This window comes from Pelagicoccus sp. SDUM812002 (genome assembly GCF_031127835.1).
Taxonomy (GTDB): Bacteria; Verrucomicrobiota; Verrucomicrobiia; order Opitutales; family Opitutaceae; genus Pelagicoccus.
On the sequence record NZ_JARXHX010000029.1, the window covers coordinates 1 to 20,649 of the forward strand.

Annotated in this window: 9 protein-coding genes and 2 pseudogenes; 6 read left to right on the forward strand and 5 right to left on the reverse strand. The window is 54.9% G+C overall.

All coding sequences use genetic code 11. The annotated features are described in order from the left end of the window. The 3 genes and pseudogenes from QEH53_RS24495 to QEH53_RS22210 all read right to left on the reverse strand — a co-directional run. Positions 1-710, reverse strand: a pseudogene (locus tag QEH53_RS24495) (hypothetical protein); the annotation flags it as partial. Positions 711-1,004: 294 nt separating this feature from the next. After that, positions 1,005-5,849 carry a hypothetical protein gene (locus QEH53_RS22205; protein WP_309025428.1) on the reverse strand — a complete coding sequence of 1,615 codons (4,845 nt, stop codon included), beginning with the start codon at positions 5,847-5,849 and terminating at the stop codon, positions 1,005-1,007. Between the two features lie 666 nt (positions 5,850-6,515). Continuing rightward, a complete protein-coding gene (locus QEH53_RS22210; protein ID WP_309025429.1) occupies positions 6,516-6,830 on the reverse strand; it encodes a hypothetical protein in 315 nt (104 codons plus the stop codon). Between QEH53_RS22210 and QEH53_RS24215 the strand changes: the two are divergent. Then, positions 6,802-7,095: pseudogene (locus QEH53_RS24215) on the forward strand (xanthine dehydrogenase family protein molybdopterin-binding subunit); the annotation flags it as partial. The gene QEH53_RS22210 and the pseudogene QEH53_RS24215 overlap by 29 nt on opposite strands. On the opposite strand, the gene QEH53_RS22215 reads toward QEH53_RS24215, so the two are convergent. Further along, positions 7,069-7,941, reverse strand: a complete 873-nt coding sequence (locus tag QEH53_RS22215; protein ID WP_309025430.1) for an AraC family transcriptional regulator — start codon at positions 7,939-7,941, stop codon at positions 7,069-7,071. The pseudogene QEH53_RS24215 and the gene QEH53_RS22215 overlap by 27 nt on opposite strands. A 198-nt stretch (positions 7,942-8,139) precedes the next feature. Between QEH53_RS22215 and QEH53_RS22220 the strand changes: the two genes are divergently transcribed. The 3 genes from QEH53_RS22220 to QEH53_RS22230 all read left to right on the forward strand — a co-directional run bounded on the left by QEH53_RS22220 (position 8,140) and on the right by QEH53_RS22230 (position 16,727). After that, positions 8,140-11,526 (forward strand): DUF5107 domain-containing protein, encoded by a 3,387-nt coding sequence (locus QEH53_RS22220; RefSeq protein WP_309025431.1) that lies wholly within the window; start codon positions 8,140-8,142, stop codon positions 11,524-11,526. A gap of 83 nt (positions 11,527-11,609) precedes the next feature. Then, entirely contained in the window at positions 11,610-14,423 is a 2,814-nt protein-coding gene (locus QEH53_RS22225) for a sugar-binding domain-containing protein (RefSeq protein WP_309025432.1), read from the forward strand. A gap of 144 nt (positions 14,424-14,567) precedes the next feature. Further along, a complete protein-coding gene (locus QEH53_RS22230; RefSeq protein WP_309025433.1) occupies positions 14,568-16,727 on the forward strand; it encodes a serine hydrolase domain-containing protein in 2,160 nt (719 codons plus the stop codon). A gap of 162 nt (positions 16,728-16,889) precedes the next feature. Here the strand turns inward: QEH53_RS22230 and QEH53_RS22235 are convergent, their stop codons facing one another. Next, the gene (locus tag QEH53_RS22235) at positions 16,890-17,864 is read right to left on the reverse strand and encodes a c-type cytochrome domain-containing protein (protein ID WP_309025434.1); all 975 of its coding nucleotides are present in this window, start codon (positions 17,862-17,864) and stop codon (positions 16,890-16,892) included. Between the two features lie 193 nt (positions 17,865-18,057). Here QEH53_RS22235 and QEH53_RS22240 point away from each other — a divergent pair, with 193 nt between their 5' ends. Both QEH53_RS22240 and ligA read left to right on the forward strand, forming a co-directional pair. Further along, the gene (locus QEH53_RS22240; RefSeq protein WP_309025435.1) at positions 18,058-18,480 is read left to right on the forward strand and encodes a VanZ family protein; all 423 of its coding nucleotides are present in this window, start codon (positions 18,058-18,060) and stop codon (positions 18,478-18,480) included. Between the two features lie 27 nt (positions 18,481-18,507). Next, the gene (gene ligA, locus QEH53_RS22245) at positions 18,508-20,517 is read left to right on the forward strand and encodes an NAD-dependent DNA ligase LigA (protein ID WP_309025436.1); all 2,010 of its coding nucleotides are present in this window, start codon (positions 18,508-18,510) and stop codon (positions 20,515-20,517) included. Positions 20,518-20,649: the final 132 nt, after the last annotated feature.

Consider the following 20,649-nt stretch of genomic DNA (forward strand, 5'->3'; position numbering starts at 1 on the left):
CGGAGACCGGGGTGGTCGGAGGTGATGCGGTGGGTGGGCAGGCAGCGGACTTCGATCGAAACGGGGCCGGGCTCGAAGGCGTGGAAGGTGTAGGTGAGGGCGGGCGCGTCGTCCGGCAAGGCCGCGGGATCGAGGCTGGGGGCGGTGACGGGCTGGAGCTGCATGCCGTCGCCGCTGGCGTTGGATTGCGAGACGCGGCGCCAGCCTACGGCGTCGGCGCTGTCGCGGCACTCGGCGTAGGACTCGGCTTCGATGTGGAGTTGGCCGTAGTCGAGCAGGGCGTCTGGTAGGGTGGCTAGCTCGAGGTTTGGTTGCGGGGCGGCCGCTATTTGGACGGTGCGGGTGGCTCCAGCGGCTTTGATGGTTATGGTGGCTTTTTGTATCGGTTTTTTCGGTACGGAGTTCCAGTCGATGCTGACCGTTAGTCGGGCGTCGGTGGAACCGGAGTTTTGGCTGAGGCGTATCCATGGCTCGCTTACGGTGGCGGTCCAGTTGAAGGGGGCGGTGCCGGTATTGAAGATGTCGATGAAGCGGCTGCGGTCGGTGGCGCGGCGGAAGGTGGGGAGTGTGCCGGGGCTGGACGTGTCTAGTGTTGTCGCTGAGCCTTCGAGGGCGACGCCGAATCCGGCGTTGGTGGGAGCGTGGCCGGCGAAGCACTTGTCCGATACGATAGGGCGAACGTGGAAATTGGAGTCGGCCCTCTCCGGCAGGGATTACTCGGCTTGTTCTATCGCTGTCGGCTGGAGCTGGTCAAGAGACCTACGCAGCCTAGATAGGGCAATCGCGGTAATGAGAGTCTTAGTTCGGGACATCGAGGGGGATAGAATATAGAGTGTTGGACCGCGTCGGTGACGGCCCTTACCCGATATCTCATAAGCCACTCTGATTTTCCTAAAAAGTTTTCTTCTATCTGAAAAAGCGAGTCTGCCTTCGGGTTTCGAGATCCGGGATCGGTGCGCGACGAGAGCAGGCCCATTCGCCGCTCATTTCCCTTCGGGGGGTGTCTAGAACCCGAAGCGCAGGAAGGTCTTGCTTCCGTTGGAAGTATCGATGGTCAACTCGTACTTGACTCGCTCATACAAACCGTTGCCTGTCGGATCGTCTGCCAGGACCACGGTTTCCATGGCTGTGACCGACCAGACCTCGCAGTCGCTGCTCTTATCAAATCGGCAGCGGTAGCGATCGTCGTGGTAGCGATTGGTTACGATCGAAACCCGCAGTTGCGTAGCCGAGAGGTGCTGGTAGCTCACCGTCGCGGGCGAGTCGATTTGGTTTGGATCCATGCCGAAGTAGAATTCGATCCGATTGAGATAACCGTCGCCGTCAGAGTCTTCGTCGGGCAGAATCTGGTCTAGATTCTGGCCTTCGAAGTAGGCCAATTCCCAATTGTCGTCCAATCCATCGAAGTCGCTGTCGCCTTCGATAAAGTATTCGGTGGGGATCCTGATCGTCTTGGTCGCTTGATTGCTCTGGTTGTCGGCAGCGAACACCTCGATAAATCCGTACCCGGGGAGCACGGTATCGAGCGATATCGACCAGTTGGCGAAATCGTCGTCGGTCTCGACCGCTTGGTTGTCCACGAGAACGCGGTTGATTCCTTGCCCGGCGAAGGCGCCGCCTGAGATCGTGACGGGTAGTTCGTCGATGACGAGGGCTTGGCCCTCGGTGTATTGATCAACTAAGAGGTCGATGTCGTACGGTTTGCTTTGCGGGACCAAGTCGGTTCGCCCGATGAGCAAGGTCTGATCGCTGACTATGCTGGCGAATCCATCGCTGCCCCAACGAGTCACGCTACGAAGCGAACGGCTCCCTCCTTCTTCCAAGACAGGCAGTTTTCTCACCTTCAGGAAGGACTCGGTGTCGTACGAGTAAATCGAGAACGCGTCGTTGTAGTACACGCGCTGCTTTTCGATCTCGGGCTCTACGTCCCACACTGCATCGGAGTACCAGTAGCCGTCGTCTCGAATAGCTGAGATTTCGAAGGTGCCGCCGTTGACCATGAGGTCTCCCTGGATCATCTTGCCCTGGGCGTCGAAAATGTAGTCGCCTTGCGACTTCATGGAATTCGAGAATCCGGAAAAGAGCCCGCCCTTCTCGGAGAGCTTCGTGACTCCCTGGTCGCTTATTTGCACTTTGAAGAATTCGAATCCGGTGTGCGAAGTGTTGTACGCGTAGATGATCGAAGGATCACTGCTCTTTTCAATTTGGGTTCCTCGGTAGGTGCCGGTCGAGTTTTCGAGGGCGAGTCCGTTCTCGAACATGACAACTCCGTCCGAATAGGTGCCCACCAGGAAGGTGTCCTCTCGTCCGTCCACCACTAGAATGTCAGAGGCGGTGAATGTGTTGTAGTAGCCCGTTCCCTTGGTCAGATCGATCGATTCGTCGATTTCCCATGTATCCAGATTTATCTTAAGAGCGAGGCTTTCGGAGCCTAGGCCGACGTACAGCCACTTTTCGTCGGATGAGAAATCCATGGATTGGAAGGTGCCCCCCAATTCGACTGCCCCGTACAGTTTTCCGTTGGAGGGATTGATCCCGATCACCTGGTTGCGCAGCTCGTTGTTTTCTTCGCTGTTCGTTCCCACCAAGAGCATGTTCCTGCCTGGCACCCACCTCGCCATTCTGGCGGGTATTTGGACGTTCTGCCATTCTCCGCGGCTGATCTGATAGGTAGGGTTTAGCGAGGACCGGTCTGTGTTGTTGTATGGATCGGGGTCGACCGAGATCGAGTTTCCTGAAAGGGTAGCCAGCAGGATTTTGACCAATCGAGGGGTAACCGTTATCTCGAATTCGATTTCGCCATTTCCGGGGATGGAAGGAATGTCAATGGAGAGGCCTGCTGTTTCCCCGTATCCATAATCCCAATCCAAGTTGCTATCCGATTCGATGGACTTGAAGGTGTGCGCATTGTTCAACTCGAGAGAAATCCGTGTCGACAAGGCCTCCGTTTCCGAAAGGTTGCGAATCGTGGCGGTGTAGGTGAAGTCGGTATCCAGCTTAGGTTCATCGGTGGATGGTTCGAGCGTGAACGATAGGTCCACGGGTTCGCCACGTGGCACGATGTACTCGCTGTCCAAGAAGATCAGTTGCGCTTGGTCGGTTCTCAAGGCCAGCCCGACAGATCCATATCGGACGAGCTCCACGATGTTGCCGGACAGGCCAGTGAGCTCAGTCTGGAATACTAGCTGATTGGAGATCCGATCGTAAACCGCTAGCTTGTTTTGGAAGGCAAAGTAAGCTCGGGAAAGGTCGTAATCGATTTCGTGAACCTGAATGGCATCTCCGTAGTGGTAGCCGTCATTCCAATCGTCGGGCAAGGTGAAGCTGCGCTCTCTCTTGAAGGTTTCGCCGTTTATGACTCCTCCCCGACTGGATACGATCCAATTGTTTTGCGCCTTAATGTCGGTGTTCCACGTGTTAAAGGATTCTCTCTTGGTTTCCACCGTCTCCAGACCGTTTTCTACGAGTTTGTATCGATTCAGGTAATACCCGGTATTGGAGTCGTCGTACGCGAAGAATTCGTCGGCTTCTTTCGCGTTGGCGAGGCTCATCCCGTCACTTGCCGTTTGTTCAAGCAACACTCCGTTTTGATAGTATCCGACGAAGGTAGCTGTGGATGAAATGTCATCCTGGACGATTACGAAGTCTCCCGAGCGGTTGGGTAGGGTCAGAATATCGGCGATATTGTAACTGTCGTTGGATGAATGACGGTGGCCCAGTTCAATTTTCTCAGCCAGAGAAAAGTCGGAAAGGCTGACTCGTTGGACTGCATTCGAGCCATTCAATCCCGCATATAGGTACACGCCGTCTTGCGTGACCGCTAGTCGATCCAGCCCGGATCCAATTGCGAGTTTGCGTCCGATAGTGGCCGAGTAGGGGTCGATTTCTGTGATAGAGTTCAGGTGCCCCGCCAGGCCATCGATACCGGTCGATGCGATGAGCTTGTCGGAAAGCGGATGGTAGACCAAGTCGAGCACGCCGAAATCGAGTGGCACGATAACTTCGAATGGATCCGAAGTCATCCCGTTGGCTTCGTCGCTCGATTTTGCCAGAAGCCGCTTTCCGGCCCAGCTCGCGTCGATGGTCAAGGTCTGTGTAAAAACGCCTTCGGTGAAGGTTGCGGAGGAGAGGCTAAACGGTGTTTGCGATTGGTTTTCGTCGACCAAGAACAAGTCGACGGTGGCATTGAAAGTCTGGAGCCGATTTCCCTGTGTATCCAATGCGCGGATATTTAGCTCTCCTTGGCCGCCTGCGACTAGATAAGGACCGATGGACAGGTCGTATGAGGCCACGTCGTTGTCGAGGACCTCCAGCACCGTACTCACTGGATCAAAACCTTCTAGGTCGACGGGAGTCGCGGTGATCGTGACGAAGCGAGTTCCATTGAGTAGGCTGTCATCGGGGATGCTGTATTCGATGTCATGCGCATAGGAGTCGTTTGCCTGAACCTTGAAGGATTCAGGTAGTTCGATGACTCCCGATGGGGTGGCGCTAAGAGTGAAAGTAATCTCCTCGCGGGTTCCTGCTCCGAGCTCGAAGTTCAATTCCCCTTGGTTCGTCGCACCTTCCACGAACTTGTTCTGATAGACGTTCCAGGTCATGTTGTAGGTGTCATCGTCCTCGATGGTAATGGTGTATCGGGGGGATTCAGATTCGCCTAGGATGGCCCAGATCTCGACTTCTGCGTCGGTTTCAGCGTAGTAGTCGTTGTTTGCAGAAAGGGAAAAGGGAACCGAGCTCGACCCCGCCTCCACGTATACGCTGTAGGAGTTGAACTCATTTTCGGGTTCGGATCTGAGATACACGTAGACGTCATTGGAAGGGCTAGGGGTGATGTTCAAGACGGCGTTGTTGGAGCTGCTCCAATCCGATTCTCTTAAGGTGCTCGGGAGCTGTAGTGATAAAGTGGCGACTTCGTCATCTAAAAGGTCGATCCAGAAGGAGGTGCTGTCGTATTCGTTGGTTAGTATGTCTCCATAGAAGCTTCTCTGTCCGTTGAGCAGTTCGTCGTCTGGAATGGGAACCTCGAAAACGACTCGTTCCTGGTTCTTGGGATAGGCGACTTGGATGTCGTCGTAGTCAGCTGGGGCAATCGTTATGCTTTGGTCCTCCGCAGGGGCGGGAATCAGTTCGATCGCCATATCGAAATGTCCGTCGCCTTCTGTAATGGTCTGCGGATACGATATGTTCATCCCGCGGTAGGGCTCACCTGTGACCTTGATATCGTCGAAAGCCCAGCCATCCTCGGGTGCCGGAGCATTGTCGTACTGGAGAAAGGTCAGGGCGATCGTGTATTCCTTGGTCGGACTGAAGCCTTGGGCCGCGTAGTTGATGTAGATTCGTTGTCGGTAGGTGAACGCTAGATTGTTTCCCGGCGATTCGCTGTGGATCGAGGTGTCGGCCCATATGATGTTTCCATCTATCGATACAGCCAAACCGTCTGCTCCCAGGAAGCTGCTCTGCACTTCGTCACCCAGCGAGTAGGCTTGAAACTCGATATCGATCCATTCGTACCCTTTCGACTTGAACGAGACCTCGGCGATGGTGGACGAGTACTCATCGTTGTCAGTGCTGTCGTCTAGAACCAACCAGTAGTCGTTGTCACCCTGCCCAGCTATGGTTTGTACCCGCACTCTCGGTGTGCCGGTACCGCCCGTGTTCCAGCCTTCTGGAAGCACATTTTCGTCGAAGTTCTCCTCGTACAAGACGTCCACTTCCGCCACCGTTGCCACCGCGGATACCATGGCGAAGGCCGCCAAAGCCACTGTAGCCCTAGTTTGAGCTAGGGAGCGATTCCACGAGAGGGGAGTTGCGGCCAGTAGCCATGCGAAGATCGAGTATGGTGACATATTGACAAGGGGTTTGTTCGAATACTCCTTCTGGAATATTACGCAGGCAATAGAAAAGAATATAGCTAGTGGATTCCATTATGCTGCTCGCTGTGTGGCCTTTTCAGGCTTACTGCCAATCGGATTTGGTTCCCCCGAGAGAATCGGAAGGTGGATCAAGCGGGCGGCCCCGCTTCGCTTTCCAGCGTTTGGCGGTTTACTCCTACTGGTCCTCAGACCTTTGGGTTCCCAAAACAGGTGCTGGAGCTATTTCTCTAGCTTCGACCTTTCTCTCAGATCGCGCGTATTCTGAAGTCCAAGTCGGATGCTTATCTCAGCGTGCTTGTTATCTCCGTTCACGGCGTAGAATTGCGCTACCTGAAGGGCTATTTGAGAGTGCTCGGGAAACGTATCAGTCCTTCGCTTACAAGTTCGGTTTGAACGAGATTCGGCGAAATGGACCCTTGGGCCCTGACTTCTGCCATTGTCACGTAGGTATCCGAAATCGGTGGGCCGGAGGGGAAGTAAACGGGGAGGTAGCAGGCGTAGCGGGTAAGCATGATATCCTCGATCTCGCGTTCGGCGCCGGAGCGGAGGAGCTGCTGGGGGTCGCGAGCGAACCAGTATTCGACGCCGTTTTCGGTCTGTTGGACGTGGCCTCCTTGGTACGCGGTAAGCGCGGCGGTACTATTGTGGCGTTTCGGCGGCTTGGACGACGATCTCGTCGAGGATGAGGCCGGGGTCGACCATTTGGATAGTGATCTTGTGCGTGCCTGCGGTTTCGAGGGTGTGTTGGGTGACGCCTGCAGAGTAGGCGCGGATGGTGTTGGCGTTCCTGGCCGGTGTGTACTCGTTGGCGTGGAGGTCGCGGATCTGTGGGGCATCGCCGTTGACGGAGATGGCGTAGCGAAGTCCGGGGTGATCGGAGGTGATGCGGTGGGTGGGCAGGCAGCGGACTTCGATCGAAACGGGACCGGGTATGATGGCTTTGGATATTGCCATGGATGAAATGGCCGAGAAGCTCGGCTTGGACCCGGTTGAATTTTGTATTTTGAATGGTACGAAAGTTGATCCAGAAAAACCGGGAAGGCGTTTCTCACAAAGGCAATTAGTCGAGAGTCTACGAACCGGTGCGGAAAAATTCGGTTGGGGAGAATGTAGTGAAAAACCGGGTACGAGATGAGAAGTCGATTGGCTTGTTGGGATTGGTATGGCCTCTGTATTCAGAAATAGCCCTGTCTCAAAGTCGGCTGCTCGCGTGACACTTAGAGGTGGCGCTGTCCTTATTCGAATCGGACACGATAGACCTATGAATCCTTCGGTAGTTGCGGGGTGAGGATCCCGTAATTCTTTTGAAACTACGGCTGAAATAGTAGGGGTCGTTGAACCCACATTCCATTGCGATTTCGGCGATCGGGCTGGGGGTCGTAGCGAGAAGGGTAGCCCCTTGTTGGATGCGTTGGCGGATAATGAAATCGATCGGTGGGAATCCTGTAAGGCGCCGAAAAATGGCTGTGTAGTGCGTCACGGATACACCGGCGGCAGCAGCAAGTTCGGGAAGGCTGTGCGGTTGCATCCAGTTTTCGCGCAAGTGGGTGATCGAAGCGTCAACCCGCTCGTGAGCGGACAAAGCCGTGCTGTCCTGAGCTCGTCTCCTAGATACCAAAGCTAAGCAGATTCTCAAAGCCGCCGCCGCATCCAGCAGCTCGGGTAAGCCGTATCCTGCCGCGAGCGATGAGTGGATCCTGTCTAGGCCGATAGAATCCAGTTTTTCCGCAGGGGTGTGGCAGGTGGCCAATACTGCTTTTCGGCCGGTGGCGTGCTCAATCCAGGCGTCCGCTTCCTTTCCTGTGAAATGCACCCATGCGATGGACCATGGATCGCGGTCCGAGGCGCCGTAAACATGAGGGTGCCGCGCTCGCAGGCCCACGATGTCTCCGCGCTTGAGATTCTGGCGGCGACCGCCGGCTTCCGCCCATCCTGTTCCCCGTAAACAGACAATCAAAACATGGTCGGAGCAGCCGGTTTCGCGCTTGATGAAATGCCCCTCTGCCCGCGGGAAAAAGCCGGCGTGCGTCACGTGCAGTCCAGCCAGCAGAGGGTGGGTGGCCATGAGTCGTTGCTGGGGTTCGGGTACTACTAAAAGCGTTTGCCCCGAAAACCCATCCTGTCGCCTCTGCGTGTCCTTCACAGTGTAAGATCGTGCAGGTTTTCCAGAATACCGTCCATTGTTATTTTGAGGCGTATCGTGTAGTATCGTCAAAGTAACCGAACTTAGATAGACCCCGATACTCTAACGAATTTCACGCTTATGCCCTGTGACTATCGCGCGCCTACGGACCGCTCCGTATCTGTGACTCAAGAATCGATCGAGATGCTGACCTATTTGCCAAAGCTGCCGGATCGCCATCCGCAGTTTTTGGAGAAACGTGTTTATCAAGGATCGAGCGGTCGGGTTTACCCCTTGCCGGTCTGCGACGCGATCGAGTCCAAGCCGCAACCCCACTCATGGCAAGTGGTGTATATAGAAAACGAATACTTGAAGGTGATGATCCTGCCGGAGCTTGGCGGCCGTATTCATCGGGTTTGGGACAAAATTCGGGAGCAGGACCTGATTTATTATCAGCCCATGATTAAGCCGGCCTTGGTTGGTTTGGCAGGGCCCTGGGTGAGCGGCGGTATCGAGTTCAATTGGCCGCAGCACCACCGTCCTTCCACCACCATGCCCTGCACGGTGCGGATTGAGGAAGATGAAGATGGATCGGCAACGGTTTGGCTTTCGGAGCACGACCCTATGGCTCGCATGAAGGGCATGCATGGCATTCGATTGCAGCCGGGCATCGCCCGCGTGGAGCTACGGGCACGGGTCTATAACCGTACCGATGACGTACAAACGTTTTTGTGGTGGGCCAATGCTGGGCTCGAGGCTCACGAGCAGTATCAATCGTTTTTTCCTCCTGACGTTAGCTTTGTGGCTGACCACGCCAAACGAGCCATGAGCTCCTTCCCGTTGTGCGAAGGATCCTACTACGGCGTCGACTATGGAGCCCGAGCTCGAAATGGCGTGCCGGCTCACGAAACGCCTCGGAAGTACTATTCTCCTCAGTCGGAGGACGGGACCAAGCCCGATCCAAACGACCTGTCTTGGTACGCCAATATTCCCGTGCCGACTTCTTACATGTGCATGGGGTCGACCGGCGATTTTTGCGGCGGTTACGACCACAAGGCGGGGGTTGGCATCGTGCACATAGCGGACCACCACATCGCTCCCGGAAAGAAGCAATGGACGTGGGGGAATCACGAATTTGGATACGCTTGGGATCGAAACCTTACGGACCAGCGAGAAGACGGGAGCCATCCGCCCTACATCGAGCTGATGGCGGGCGTCTTCACTGACAACCAGCCTGACTTCTCTTACCTGCAACCCGGTGAAACAAAGAAGTGGAGCCAGTACTGGTACCCGATCTATGACATCGGCGTGCCCCGTCAGGCTAATGTGGATGCGGCTGTCGACCTGCGTGTACCCGAAAAAGGAGGACGAGTGGAGGCTCGGGTGTCTGTCACTCGATCTATCCCATCTGCTTCGATCCAAGTGCTGGGATCGGATGGCAGAGTGAAGGCCGAAACCAAGGCCGAGCTGTTGCCTTGTCATGCGTCGATTGTACACTTCGACTTACCGCAAGGCTGTGACAGGGAAGGACTGCGCTTAGTGGTACGTGACAGCGAAGGTGTGGAAGTCATCCGCTACCGGCCGCAAGCTCATGTTCGCCAAGAACCACCTGCGGCAGCCGAAGCACCACAATCGCCAGAGGAGGTGGCAAGCGCGGATGAGCTGTACATCATCGGTCTTCACCTCGAGCAGTATCGCCATGCGACGCGTTGTCCGACACGGTATTGGCGGGAAGCTCTTCGGCGCGATCCGGGAGACTCTCGTTGTAATTTAGCCGTTGGTCGCTGGCATTTGCGCCGGGGCGAATTTGAACTCGCGGAAACTCATTTGCGGACGAGTTTGGCACGCTTCACTTCGCGAAATCCAAATCCAGCAGATGGCGATGCTTACTATCAGTTGGGCCGTTGCTTGCGTTTACTAGGCCGCGATGAAGAGGCCTACGCAGCCTTCGCCAAGGCCTCTTGGAACCAAGCATGGACGGGTGTGGCTCAGCTATCAATGGCCGAAATCCAGATCGGCTGCGGCGACTGGGCTGAGGCGGAAGAAAGCCTTACTCGCGCCCGCCGACTCGATGAGGAAAACCTGCGGGCGCGCAACTTGCAGGCAATCGTCTACGCTCGCGGTGGCCTCGAAAAATGGTCCGAGTCGACGCTCGACGAAATTCTATCTACCGATCCGCAGGACGTTTGGGCGAGCTGGCTGCTCAACGAACAAGTCCCCGACGACAACCAAATCCGTCTCGATGTGGCCCATGATTTCGCTCGAGCAGGCCTTTGGCTCGAGGCCTTGAAGGTTCTCGCTACCGCGACGCCAGATCCTGTTGGCGGATCAACTCCAATTGTTGAATACACACGTGCGTGGCTGAACGACAAACTCGGACGTTCCGCCGAAGCGGGTCGTTGTAGGGAAGCGGCACGGGCGGCTAGTACCGATAGATGCTTCCCAGTAAGATTGGAAGAATTGGCTATCCTGCAGGCTGCGATAGCGGAGGATGCCGATGACGCCGTAGCGCACGCATTACTCGGGTTTTGGCTGTATGATCGCCGTCGGCATGAAGAGGCGATCGAGCACTGGGAAGCCGCGGTACGTATTCATCCAGCGGATGCAGTCGTGTGGCGGTGTTTGGGAATCGCATACTTTAATATTCAGAACCAGCCAGAGGCGGCCCAACACGCCTACGAGAAGGCCATCGAAGCAACGCCGCAGGATGGGCGTCTCTACTACGAGCGTGACCAGCTGTGGAAGCGTGTCGGCCAGGCTCCAGAAGCCCGACTAAAGGCTCTTCGAGAAATCGAGGATCTCGTTCATCAACGCGACGATCTCGTTGTAGAAACTGCGGCTCTATTCAACCAGACTGGAAGGCCAAGAGAAGCCTTGGACATTTTGAACTCACGCGTTTTCCAACCGTGGGAGGGCGGGGAAGGGTTAGTTTCCCGTGAATACATGCGAGCCCGCATCTTGCTTGGCATAGCGTCTCTCGATCGCGGCGACCCGGAAGCGGCCAAGGAGCAATTTCTCGCGGCATTGGATATTCCGAGAAATCTTGGTGAGGCTCGCCACCTGCTGGTGAATCCGAGCGAAGTTCACTGGTGGTTAGGCGAAGCCTTTTCCGCGCTTGGCGACGAGGCCCAAGCCCGTTCGCACTGGCAGGCTGCCGCCGACTTCAAGGGCGACTTTCAAGGTATGGCCGTACAGCGTTTTTCGGAGACCACCTACTTTACCGCTCGGGCCATCGAACGACTCGGTCAAAAGGAAGAGGCACGCGAATTATTTAGTGCGCTTTTGGTGCATTCCCAAGAACTGGCGAAAACTCCGGCGGCGATCGACTACTTTGCAACCTCGCTTCCCACGATGCTACTATTCGAAGAGGACCTCGACCAACGGCAGTCGTTTACGGCTCGCCTTCTCGAAGCTCAGGCCCGCTTCGGCCTCGGTCAGACGAGCGAGGCGAAAGCTTTGGTCGATGCTTTGCTTGAGGAAGACCCGAGTTCGGCTATCACTCTAGACCTCATGGCTTCGATCGTTTAAGTTCAACCCAACGCGAGGCCAGCGAACCGTATGTTCCTTGGCCTCGGCTCCGTGCATTCCCTTCCGATTTGTCCTGTTTTTCAATGATATCTTCTGCTGTCGGCAATCCCGATTCGATCAATCTAGCCGGTTCTTGGCGCTTGCAACTCGACCGCGAAAATGCGGGCGTCGAACAAGGTTGGCACAATCGCCAGCTCTCGGACCGTATTGAACTTCCGGGATCACTACCGGGTCACGGTATTGGCGATCCCATTACAGTCGATACTCCTTGGGTGGGGAGTATTTTCGATCCCTCGTGGTTCACCGAGCCGAAGTACGCTCCTTACCGCGAGCCAGATAATCTAAAGGTTCCCTTTTGGCTGCAGCCTGAAACCTATTATGTAGGTGCTGCTTGGTATCAGCGTGAAATCGAAATCCCAGCCAATTGGACGGGACAGCGTGTGACGCTTCACCTAGAGCGTCCGCACTGGAAAACTACGGTCTGGCTCGATGACACCTTGCTCGGTTCCAACGACTCTCTGTCTATCGCTCATATCTACGGGCTGGGTACTTCTGTGTCTCCAAGGCGGCATGTTCTCACTATCCAAGTAGACAACTCGGTCCAAGTCGAACTTGGCGAAAACTCGCACTCGATATCGGACCACACCCAAGGCAACTGGAACGGGATTGTAGGGGCTATCGAACTACAGGCAAGCTCCCCCGTTTGGGTAGAGGACGTGCAAGTCTATCCGGACTTGTCCGCGAGGCGTGCGACCGTGCGTGGCGTTTTGAGAAATGTTACTGGCTCCCAAGTGAAAGGCACTGTCGAGCTGTCTGTGAACGGTAAGGCCGAGGGTGGGGGAGATTTTTCCTTCGAGATGGCCGGCGACAATCAAGAATTTGAAACGACGCTGGCTCTCGGAGCGGAATTGGAAACCTGGGATGAATTCAAGCCGATCGTGCATCAGTTGACCGTTCAGGTTTCGACCGATGACACTGAAGCTAAGCAGACGATTCCCTTCGGATTGCGAGATCTCTCTCATGATGGACGTCAACTTACAATCAACGGGCGAAAACTTTTCTTACGCGGCACTCTGGACTGCGCGGTGTATCCGAAAACAGGGCACGCGCCGCTCGATCTCGATTCCTGGCGGAAGATTTTTAAAATCATTCAATCGCATGGACTGAACCATGTGCGTTTCCACTCGTGGTGTCCTCCAAGAGCGGCGTTCACTGCAGCGGATGAGTTGGGGGTCTATGTTCAAGCCGAGGCTGCCACCTGGCCCAACCAAGGTGCGACAATCGGTGACGGCAATCCGGTAGATGATTGGGTCGAGGCGGAAACGAAACGTATCCTCAATGCCTATGGCAACCATCCTTCATTCGTGTTGATGGCGTCTGGCAACGAGCCCGACGGAGACAATCACGAGGTCTGGCTCAACGACTGGACGGAGCGCCATAAGTCTGCGGATCCGCGTCGCCTCTACACCGCAGCAGCTGCGTGGCCGGAGGTTTCTAATAGCGACTTCCACATTCGCTCTGAACCCCGTATCCAACAATGGGAACAAGGTTTGAAGTCCCGAATCAACGCGCTTCCTCCTGAAACCGAGTTCGATTATCGTGAGATAATCAGGGAGCGCGATGTTCCAGTGGTGAGCCACGAGATCGGCCAGTGGTGCGTGTATCCGAACTTCCGGGAGATGGATAAATACACTGGGTACTTGAAACCGAGGAACTTTGAGATTTTCCGAGAAAGCCTCGCGGCCCATGGCATGGCCGATCAGGCCCATGATTTTTTGATCGCTTCCGGTAAGCTGCAAACGCTCTGCTACAAGGAAGACATCGAGTCGGCTTTGCGGACCCCAGAAATGGGTGGCTTTCAACTGCTGGGCTTGAGCGACTTTTCTGGGCAGGGAACTGCTTTGGTTGGTGTACTGGACGCATTTTGGGAGGAAAAAGGGTATGTCACTCCCAATGAGTTTCGCCGTTTCTGCGGACCGACGGTGCCACTGGTACGGTTGGATCGTCGTGTCTTCTCAACGGACGAAACCTTGTCAGCCGATGTGGAGGTAGCCCACTTCGGCCCTTCGCCGCTAACTGGGGCGAAGGTGACTTGGCGTCTGCTGAGTGAGGGAGGTGCCGTCGCTGCAGTAGGTGAGTTTGCTCCGATTGACGTAGCGATCGGACACGGCAACAAGTTGGGTCGCGTCGAACTGGTTTTGGGAAATATTACTGCTCCTGCCCGTTACCGACTAGAGGTGAGCGTGCCGACTCGTGAAGAATTAGCGGTCAATGATTGGGCCGTTTGGGTGTATCCGTCTAAAGCAGACGTAGCCTTAGAGGATTCGAAACACATTTTAGTTGTCGACGAACTGAATGCGGAGGCTCAAGCCCAACTCGACGCGGGCGGCGTAGTGGTTCTGGCGATACCGCCTGATCGGGTGGCTCCAGATCCAGAGAACGGTCCGATTGCGCTCGGATTTTCTAGCATTTTTTGGAATACCGCTTGGACGAACGGGCAAGCACCGCATACGCTCGGTATCTTGTGCGATCCGAAACACCCGGCATTGGCCGAATTCCCGACGGAGTCCCACAGCGATTGGCAATGGTGGTATGCGATCAGCAAGGCAGGACCGATGATTCTTGACGGTTTGCCGCAGACGCTGCGACCGATCGTGCAGGTAGTCGACGACTGGGTGACCAACCGAAAACTCGGCTTGGTGTGGGAAGCTCGCGTCGGCGAAGGCCGTCTGCTGGTGACGAGCGTGGATCTTTCCGGTGAGCTCGATCCGGTTCGTCGTCAATTGCGCTCTAGTCTTTTAAACTACGCGGGTAGCGAGAAATTCGCTCCGCAGCAGACGGTTACTCTGCAGGCCGTGTCCGCTTTGATCTCTCCTCAACCCCGTATGCAGTCATGAATCTGAGCGCTTTTGTTTTGGTTCTCCTTGCTGACTTTCTCATTCTTGCGTTTGACTCTCCGTAATTCGCTTTCTATCGAGAATTATTATCAGGTCCCCCCAAACTAAGCCGTTTTTCAGAAACCAACTAACCCCAAAAACTCCATGATTCGAAAACTCCATTCATTCGGCTTAGCTGCAGCGTTAGCGTTTTGCTCGAGTATCCATGCAGATGATACTGTGCAGCACCTCAACTACAACATCGACTTGAGCGATGTGGGAATCAGCCCCGACGAGGTTGCTCAAGTTGATTCATTGCTGCAGTCCTTCGTCGATGACCAGAAGCTGAACAGCGTCGTCGGTTTTGTGGCGAAGGACGGCAATGTCGTGTATCACAAAGCCTTTGGTTTAAAGGATGTGGAGAGCAAGCTTCCTGCTACGGTGGACGACTACTACATTCTCATGTCGCAGACGAAGGCGGTCACCACGGTGGCTTTTATGACACTCGTCGAACAAGGGCTCGTCTCGATCCACGATCCCGTTTCGAAGTACTTTCCAGAAATCCCGGACGACGTCGTGACCAAGGTCAATGAAGACGGTACCTACGAGACGCGGCCGGTCGAGACGCCGATGACTTTTGTGCATCTGATGACGCACACATCCGGATTGGGCGCGGGCCTAGTGAGAGACATTCGAAGGGCACAACACAAAGGGTCCGACGCTCCAGCGGGTTTCGGCGGTAAGATCCCTGACGAAGTACCAAGCGGCCAGCATAGCGGGGGTGGCAATCCGGATGCCAAGTACTTGGAGGAGGAGATGCTAGCCCTGTCGGAGTACCCGCTTGGATTCGACCCAGGGACAAGGTGGAACTACCATGTTAGCTCGAACATGTTGGGGTATCTCATAGAGCGTATCTCCGGAAAAACACTACAAGAATATGTAAAGAAAACCGTGCTGAATCCATTGGGTATGGATGACAGCGATTGGTACTACGAACCTGAGGCTCTTGAGCGTTACGTAAAAGCCTATCGTTCCGTAGATGGGAAACTGGAGCCTGGATCGAATATGTACAGTGAAGGAACGGTTAGCGAACAGCAGACCTATGCGGAAGGCGCGATTGGTTTGAATGGCCCAATCGCGGACTACGCCAAGTTTTGTCAAATGCTACTCAACAAGGGAACGTTCAACGGTTCCCGTATTCTAAAAGCTGAGACAGTAGAGCTGATGACGATGATCAATCGCTTGCCGGATGATAGTGGAGCAGAGAGTGGTTTTCAGTTCGGGTTGGGCTTCGAATTGCACGAAGAAAAGAAGCCAGCCCCTGTGGTCTCGGATTCGGCATTCGCCTGGGGCGGCATGTTGGGCACCGCTTACACGATTGATCCGGAGAACAACTTGGTGGTGCTGTTTTACGCAAATATGTATGGCCTTGAGAGTCTGTACCCGAAATTTATAGCGCAAGCCTACGAAATGGTCGGAATGGAGGGCCCAGAGGCTGATGCACCTGAAGTTGTCCTCGAGGAGGGTGGTCGGGGAGCATTTTCAGCAATTGTGACGGAAGACGCTTCGCTACCCGGTATGACGATCTATCGCCCCAAGGATCTCGCTCCCTTTGGTGGATCCGAGAAGCTTCCGATTCTACTCTGGGGCAATGGTGCCTGCGTGAATACCACGCAGGAGCACAAGCTCTTTCTCAACGAGATCGCATCCCACGGTTACGTTATTCTGGGGGTCGGATTGTTGGATCGACTCGATTTGCGTGATGAGCTTTCCGATCAGAGGACGGTGTCGAGCCAGCTCGTCCAGGCTCTCGACTGGATTTTGGAAGAGAATGAAACCGCTGGAAGCGTGTTCTATTGTAAGGTCGATCCGGAGCAAGTTGCCGCCATGGGGATGTCTTGCGGAGGTTTGCAAGCGATTGAGATTTCGGGCGACCCGCGGATCCAAACGACCGTCGTGTGCAATAGTGGCGTATTGAAAAATCCTTCTCCTATGAGAGGAATGCCGTCCTTGAGAAAAGATGCGTTGAAGGCCTATCATGGTCCGGTCCTTTATCTCATGGGAGGTCCGAGCGATATCGCCTACAACAATGCCATGGATGACTACGCCCTCGTAGAGCACGTGCCGATCGTGATGACGAACCTTGATGTGGGCCACGGCGGCACCTACTCCGAGCCGCACGGTGGCGAATACTCGACCGTCGCGCTCGCTTGGCTGGACTGGCAACTGAAGGGCAAGCTTGAAGCCTCTAAGATGTTTTTAGGCGAGGACAGCCAGTTGGCCCGCGATCCGGATTGGACCATTGAAACTAAAAATTTCGAATAAAAACAGTGTAACTCGACTCGGAGTAGGCGACGTTGGCTACGCTGAGCGCCAGAACTGTTAGGTTCGAAGGGCTCGCAGAAAAGGTGCCAGCGTCATTACGAAGTAGCCAAGTGAGAGTGTGCCTCCCAAGAATGGGCGAAGTGCTCTCCTCGTAATTTCGTGTTATGCTCCAGACGGTTGTGGCATTTCCACCATTTCGTCGGCCGGTGGCTTCTCGAGAAGTCGGTAGTTGGGAACGAAAAAGGGGTGAAGTACGTCGGGCGCCTCGGCTCGAGGCAGCATTTGGTCTGGTCGGGCTCCGGAATCGATCCACCATTTGATGACATCGATCTCCGCTTGAGTCAGCTGTGGCTCGTCTTCGGGAGGCATGTGGTCTTCGTCGTCGAGAGGATACTCGAGGAGTTCGACCAGCAAGCTGTTGAAAGAGTCTCCCGGCTCGATGCACTCTCCAAAGTCGCCGCCGCGCATGGCTGCTTCGAAACTGTCGAGGCGAAGTTTGCCTTTCTTCTTTTCCTCTCCGTGGCAGGAGACGCATTTGGCGTCCATGATTGGCTGGATGATCTCGAGGTACGGGTTGAAGGGGTCGCCTGGTTCCGCTAGGAGTCCGTAGTTGTCCGATGGGGACGGTTTGTCTTTCCAAGGAGCGGCGGCGAAGGGGTCCCCGTGAACAATCACTCCGCCCGGGTGGCTGGCTACAACGAGGGAGATGGAAATGGCGATCAGGGATAAGAGTCTTAACAAGGTGTGTTTCTTGAGCTCGTTGATGGCGAGAGTGGACCAGCAGATTGAGGTGAAAATTCCTGCGGCCCAGAGGTGGTCAGAAAGGAGTTCGCGGTCGTATCCGCCTTCCTCCCCCAGAAGGTATCCGGTGGAGAATGACGCCGTGGCGCTGAGCGCGGTGAGCAGCCAAATGAAATTGCGCGTACTCAGGTCGGTTTTCCTGCCAATGAAACTCCCCAGTTCCAAGGCAAGCAGGGCGGCGATCATTCCGATGGGGAGGTGAAGGATCAGGGGGTGAAAGCTGGCTATGAACGGAGTCCAAGGGGAACTCGCCTGTTCGCCTGCTTCGAAGAGCAGGGGAGCAGCTGCGAAGATTGCAGCGAGGAGGAGGTAGATGGAGGCAGCAATGCGAGTCATAGTTTGCGTCGTAAGGGGGCGGATCGTTCCGCATAGCTGAATCGTAGACGGCAGTTCATGCAAGAAAGTCCGCAATTCGCCTGCTTTTTCGAGGTGATTCGATTTTCGGCGAGTGTGAGATTTGAAACATATGTTTCGACGGACACATTTTTGCTGGCTCGCAAAGAGAGAGGGCTATTTTGTTCGGCCCACTATGGATTCTCAACTTGGGCCCGATCAAAGACACAGCCGCATACGCCTTTGGTGGCCGGCGTTCGCCTTGATAGTGACATTGATCGGTAGTTCGCATCTATCAGGCAAACCCGGGGCGCCGGATATCGAGAATTTTGACAAGGTTGCTCACTTCTTTGTTTTTGGCCTAATGGGTACGCTTTTCTTCAGGAGCGTGCCTCTGAGCTTCTGGTCGCATCGTCGTTGGGTTTTGGCATGGTTGGGGGTGCTGGCTTATGCGGTGACCGACGAATGGCTCCAGTATTACAATCCGGATCGCAGTTTCGATCCTTGGGATTGGGTCGCAGATGGAATGGGCTCTATACTGGCGATATTCTTGTACCGGCATTGGCGATGGTACCGACGGCTTTTGGAATTTAACTTCGCACGTCTGCTTGCCAAGTAGAGCCAAGCATTCTGTAATTTTGCACGTATGAGCAAGGCCTCCGATCTCCAAAAAATCGAAAAACTCCGTGCCGAGGTGCGGCGCCATGACGAGCTTTATTATCGCCAGGCCACCCAAGAAATCAGTGATTTCGAGTATGATGCATTGAAGCGCGAATTGGCCGATCTCGAAGCCGTAAATCCTGAGTTGCCGCTCGCCGCCTCGCCGACCGTTTCGGTGGGTGATGACAGGGTAGATGGCTTTGCTTCCTATCGTCATTTGCTGCCAATGCAGAGTTTGGACAACACGTATTCAGAAGATGAATTCGTAGCCTTCGTTGCCCGTGTCGAAAAAGGCCTGGAAATCGAAAAACCGCGATTCACGGTAGAGCCTAAGATAGATGGGGTCGCGGTAAGCGTGACCTATGAGAGGGGTGAGCTCGCTCGAGCAGTGACGCGGGGAAACGGGATCGAAGGTGACGACGTCACGGCGAACGTGCGATTTATCGAGTCCTTGCCAGCCAAGCTACAAGGAGCGGTATTCCCGGATTTGATCGAGATTCGTGGCGAAATTTTTATGCAGGTCGACGAGTTCGAGCGCTTAAACGCCCTACGCAGCGAAGCGGGGTTGGAGTTCTTCAAAAATCCAAGAAACCTTGCAGCGGGGACTGTTAAAATGCTGGATCGGTCCGAAGTGGCGAGACGCAAGCTCGACATTGTGCTTTACGGTTTGGGTGAGTGTCGACCGTCGCTTGTGTCATCTCAATGTGAATACAGGAAGCAGCTATCGGATTGGGGCTTGCCGGTTGTTGAAACTTTCTGGGAAGTTGAAGGTGCCGAGGCTGCCTGGGCCGCGGTAGATGAGCTCGACGGAATCCGAAATCAATTTGCGTTTCCCACGGATGGGGCGGTGGTGAAACTGGATAGTTTCGTGCAGCAGGATGCCCTCGGGGCGACTTCGAAGGCGCCCCGTTGGGCTATCGCGGTTAAATTTGCTGCTGAGCAAGCTGAGACTGTTTTGGATCGCATCACAATACAGGTCGGACGCACAGGATCGCTCACGCCGGTGGCTGAGTTGAAGCCGGTGCAGCTGGCCGGTACAACTGTATCCAGAGCTACCTTGCACAATCAGGAGGAAATGGCCCGTAAGGATGTGCGGGTGGGCGATACAGTTGTGGTTGAGAAGGCCGGCGAGATTATACCCGCAGTCGTTCGGGTGGTCCTCGATAAGCGCCCTGAAGGCAGCGAACCTTTTGTTTTCCCTAGCCACTGTCCTGCGTGTGGCACTGAAGTGAGCAAGATTGAAGGAGAAGTGGCGGTGCGTTGTTTGAATATCAAATGCCCGGATCAGGTACGAGGACGCTTGGAGCACTACGCATCGCGGCAATGCCTCGACATCGAGGGGCTGGGCGAAGCGGTGGTAGACCAATTGGTCGCGAAAGGGTTTGTATCCAATATCTCTGACATTTACCGCTTGGATTACAAACAAGTTGTGAGCTTGGAAAAGTTTGCCGAAAAGTCCGCTCGTAATCTCCTTGCAGCGATCGAGGCAAGCAAAGGAGTGGAGCTGTGGCGTTTGCTTCATGGATTGGGAATTCCGCAAGTGGGGTCTTCTGCGGCTAAGGATTTAGCCAAGGCATTTGGTGGGGTGCCGCAACTTATGGAAGCCTCATTGGAACAGTTGACAGAGGTCGATGGCATTGGCGAGAAGACGGCCAGCGGAATCATTGCTTATTTCGCAGACGCCAACAACGCGGCGATCGTAGCGGACTTGTTCGAGAAAGGGATGAATCCGGAAGCTCCGGAAATGTTGAGCGAGGAAGAAGCTATTCTAGCGGGAAAGACTTTTGTGATTACCGGAACACTGCCAACCTTGAAGCGCAACGAGGCCAAAGCCTTAGTTGAAAGCAAGGGTGGTAAAGTCGCGGGAAGCGTGAGCAAGAAGACTGATTTCTTGGTGGCGGGCGAGGCGGCTGGGTCGAAGTTGACCAAAGCCGAGTCGCTGGGAGTCGAGGTCATCGACGAGGCAAAATTGCTGGAGATGGTTGGTGGCTCTTGAGGAGTTGCCTTCTCGAACGCACCCTAAGTATGTTGGCTGCCCTCGCGGGAATTACTTGGAACTGCCCCTCCGTTGTTGGTAACTTTATTTTAACTGCCCTTGATTTTTAGTAGAACTTGCAGAGTTCGATTG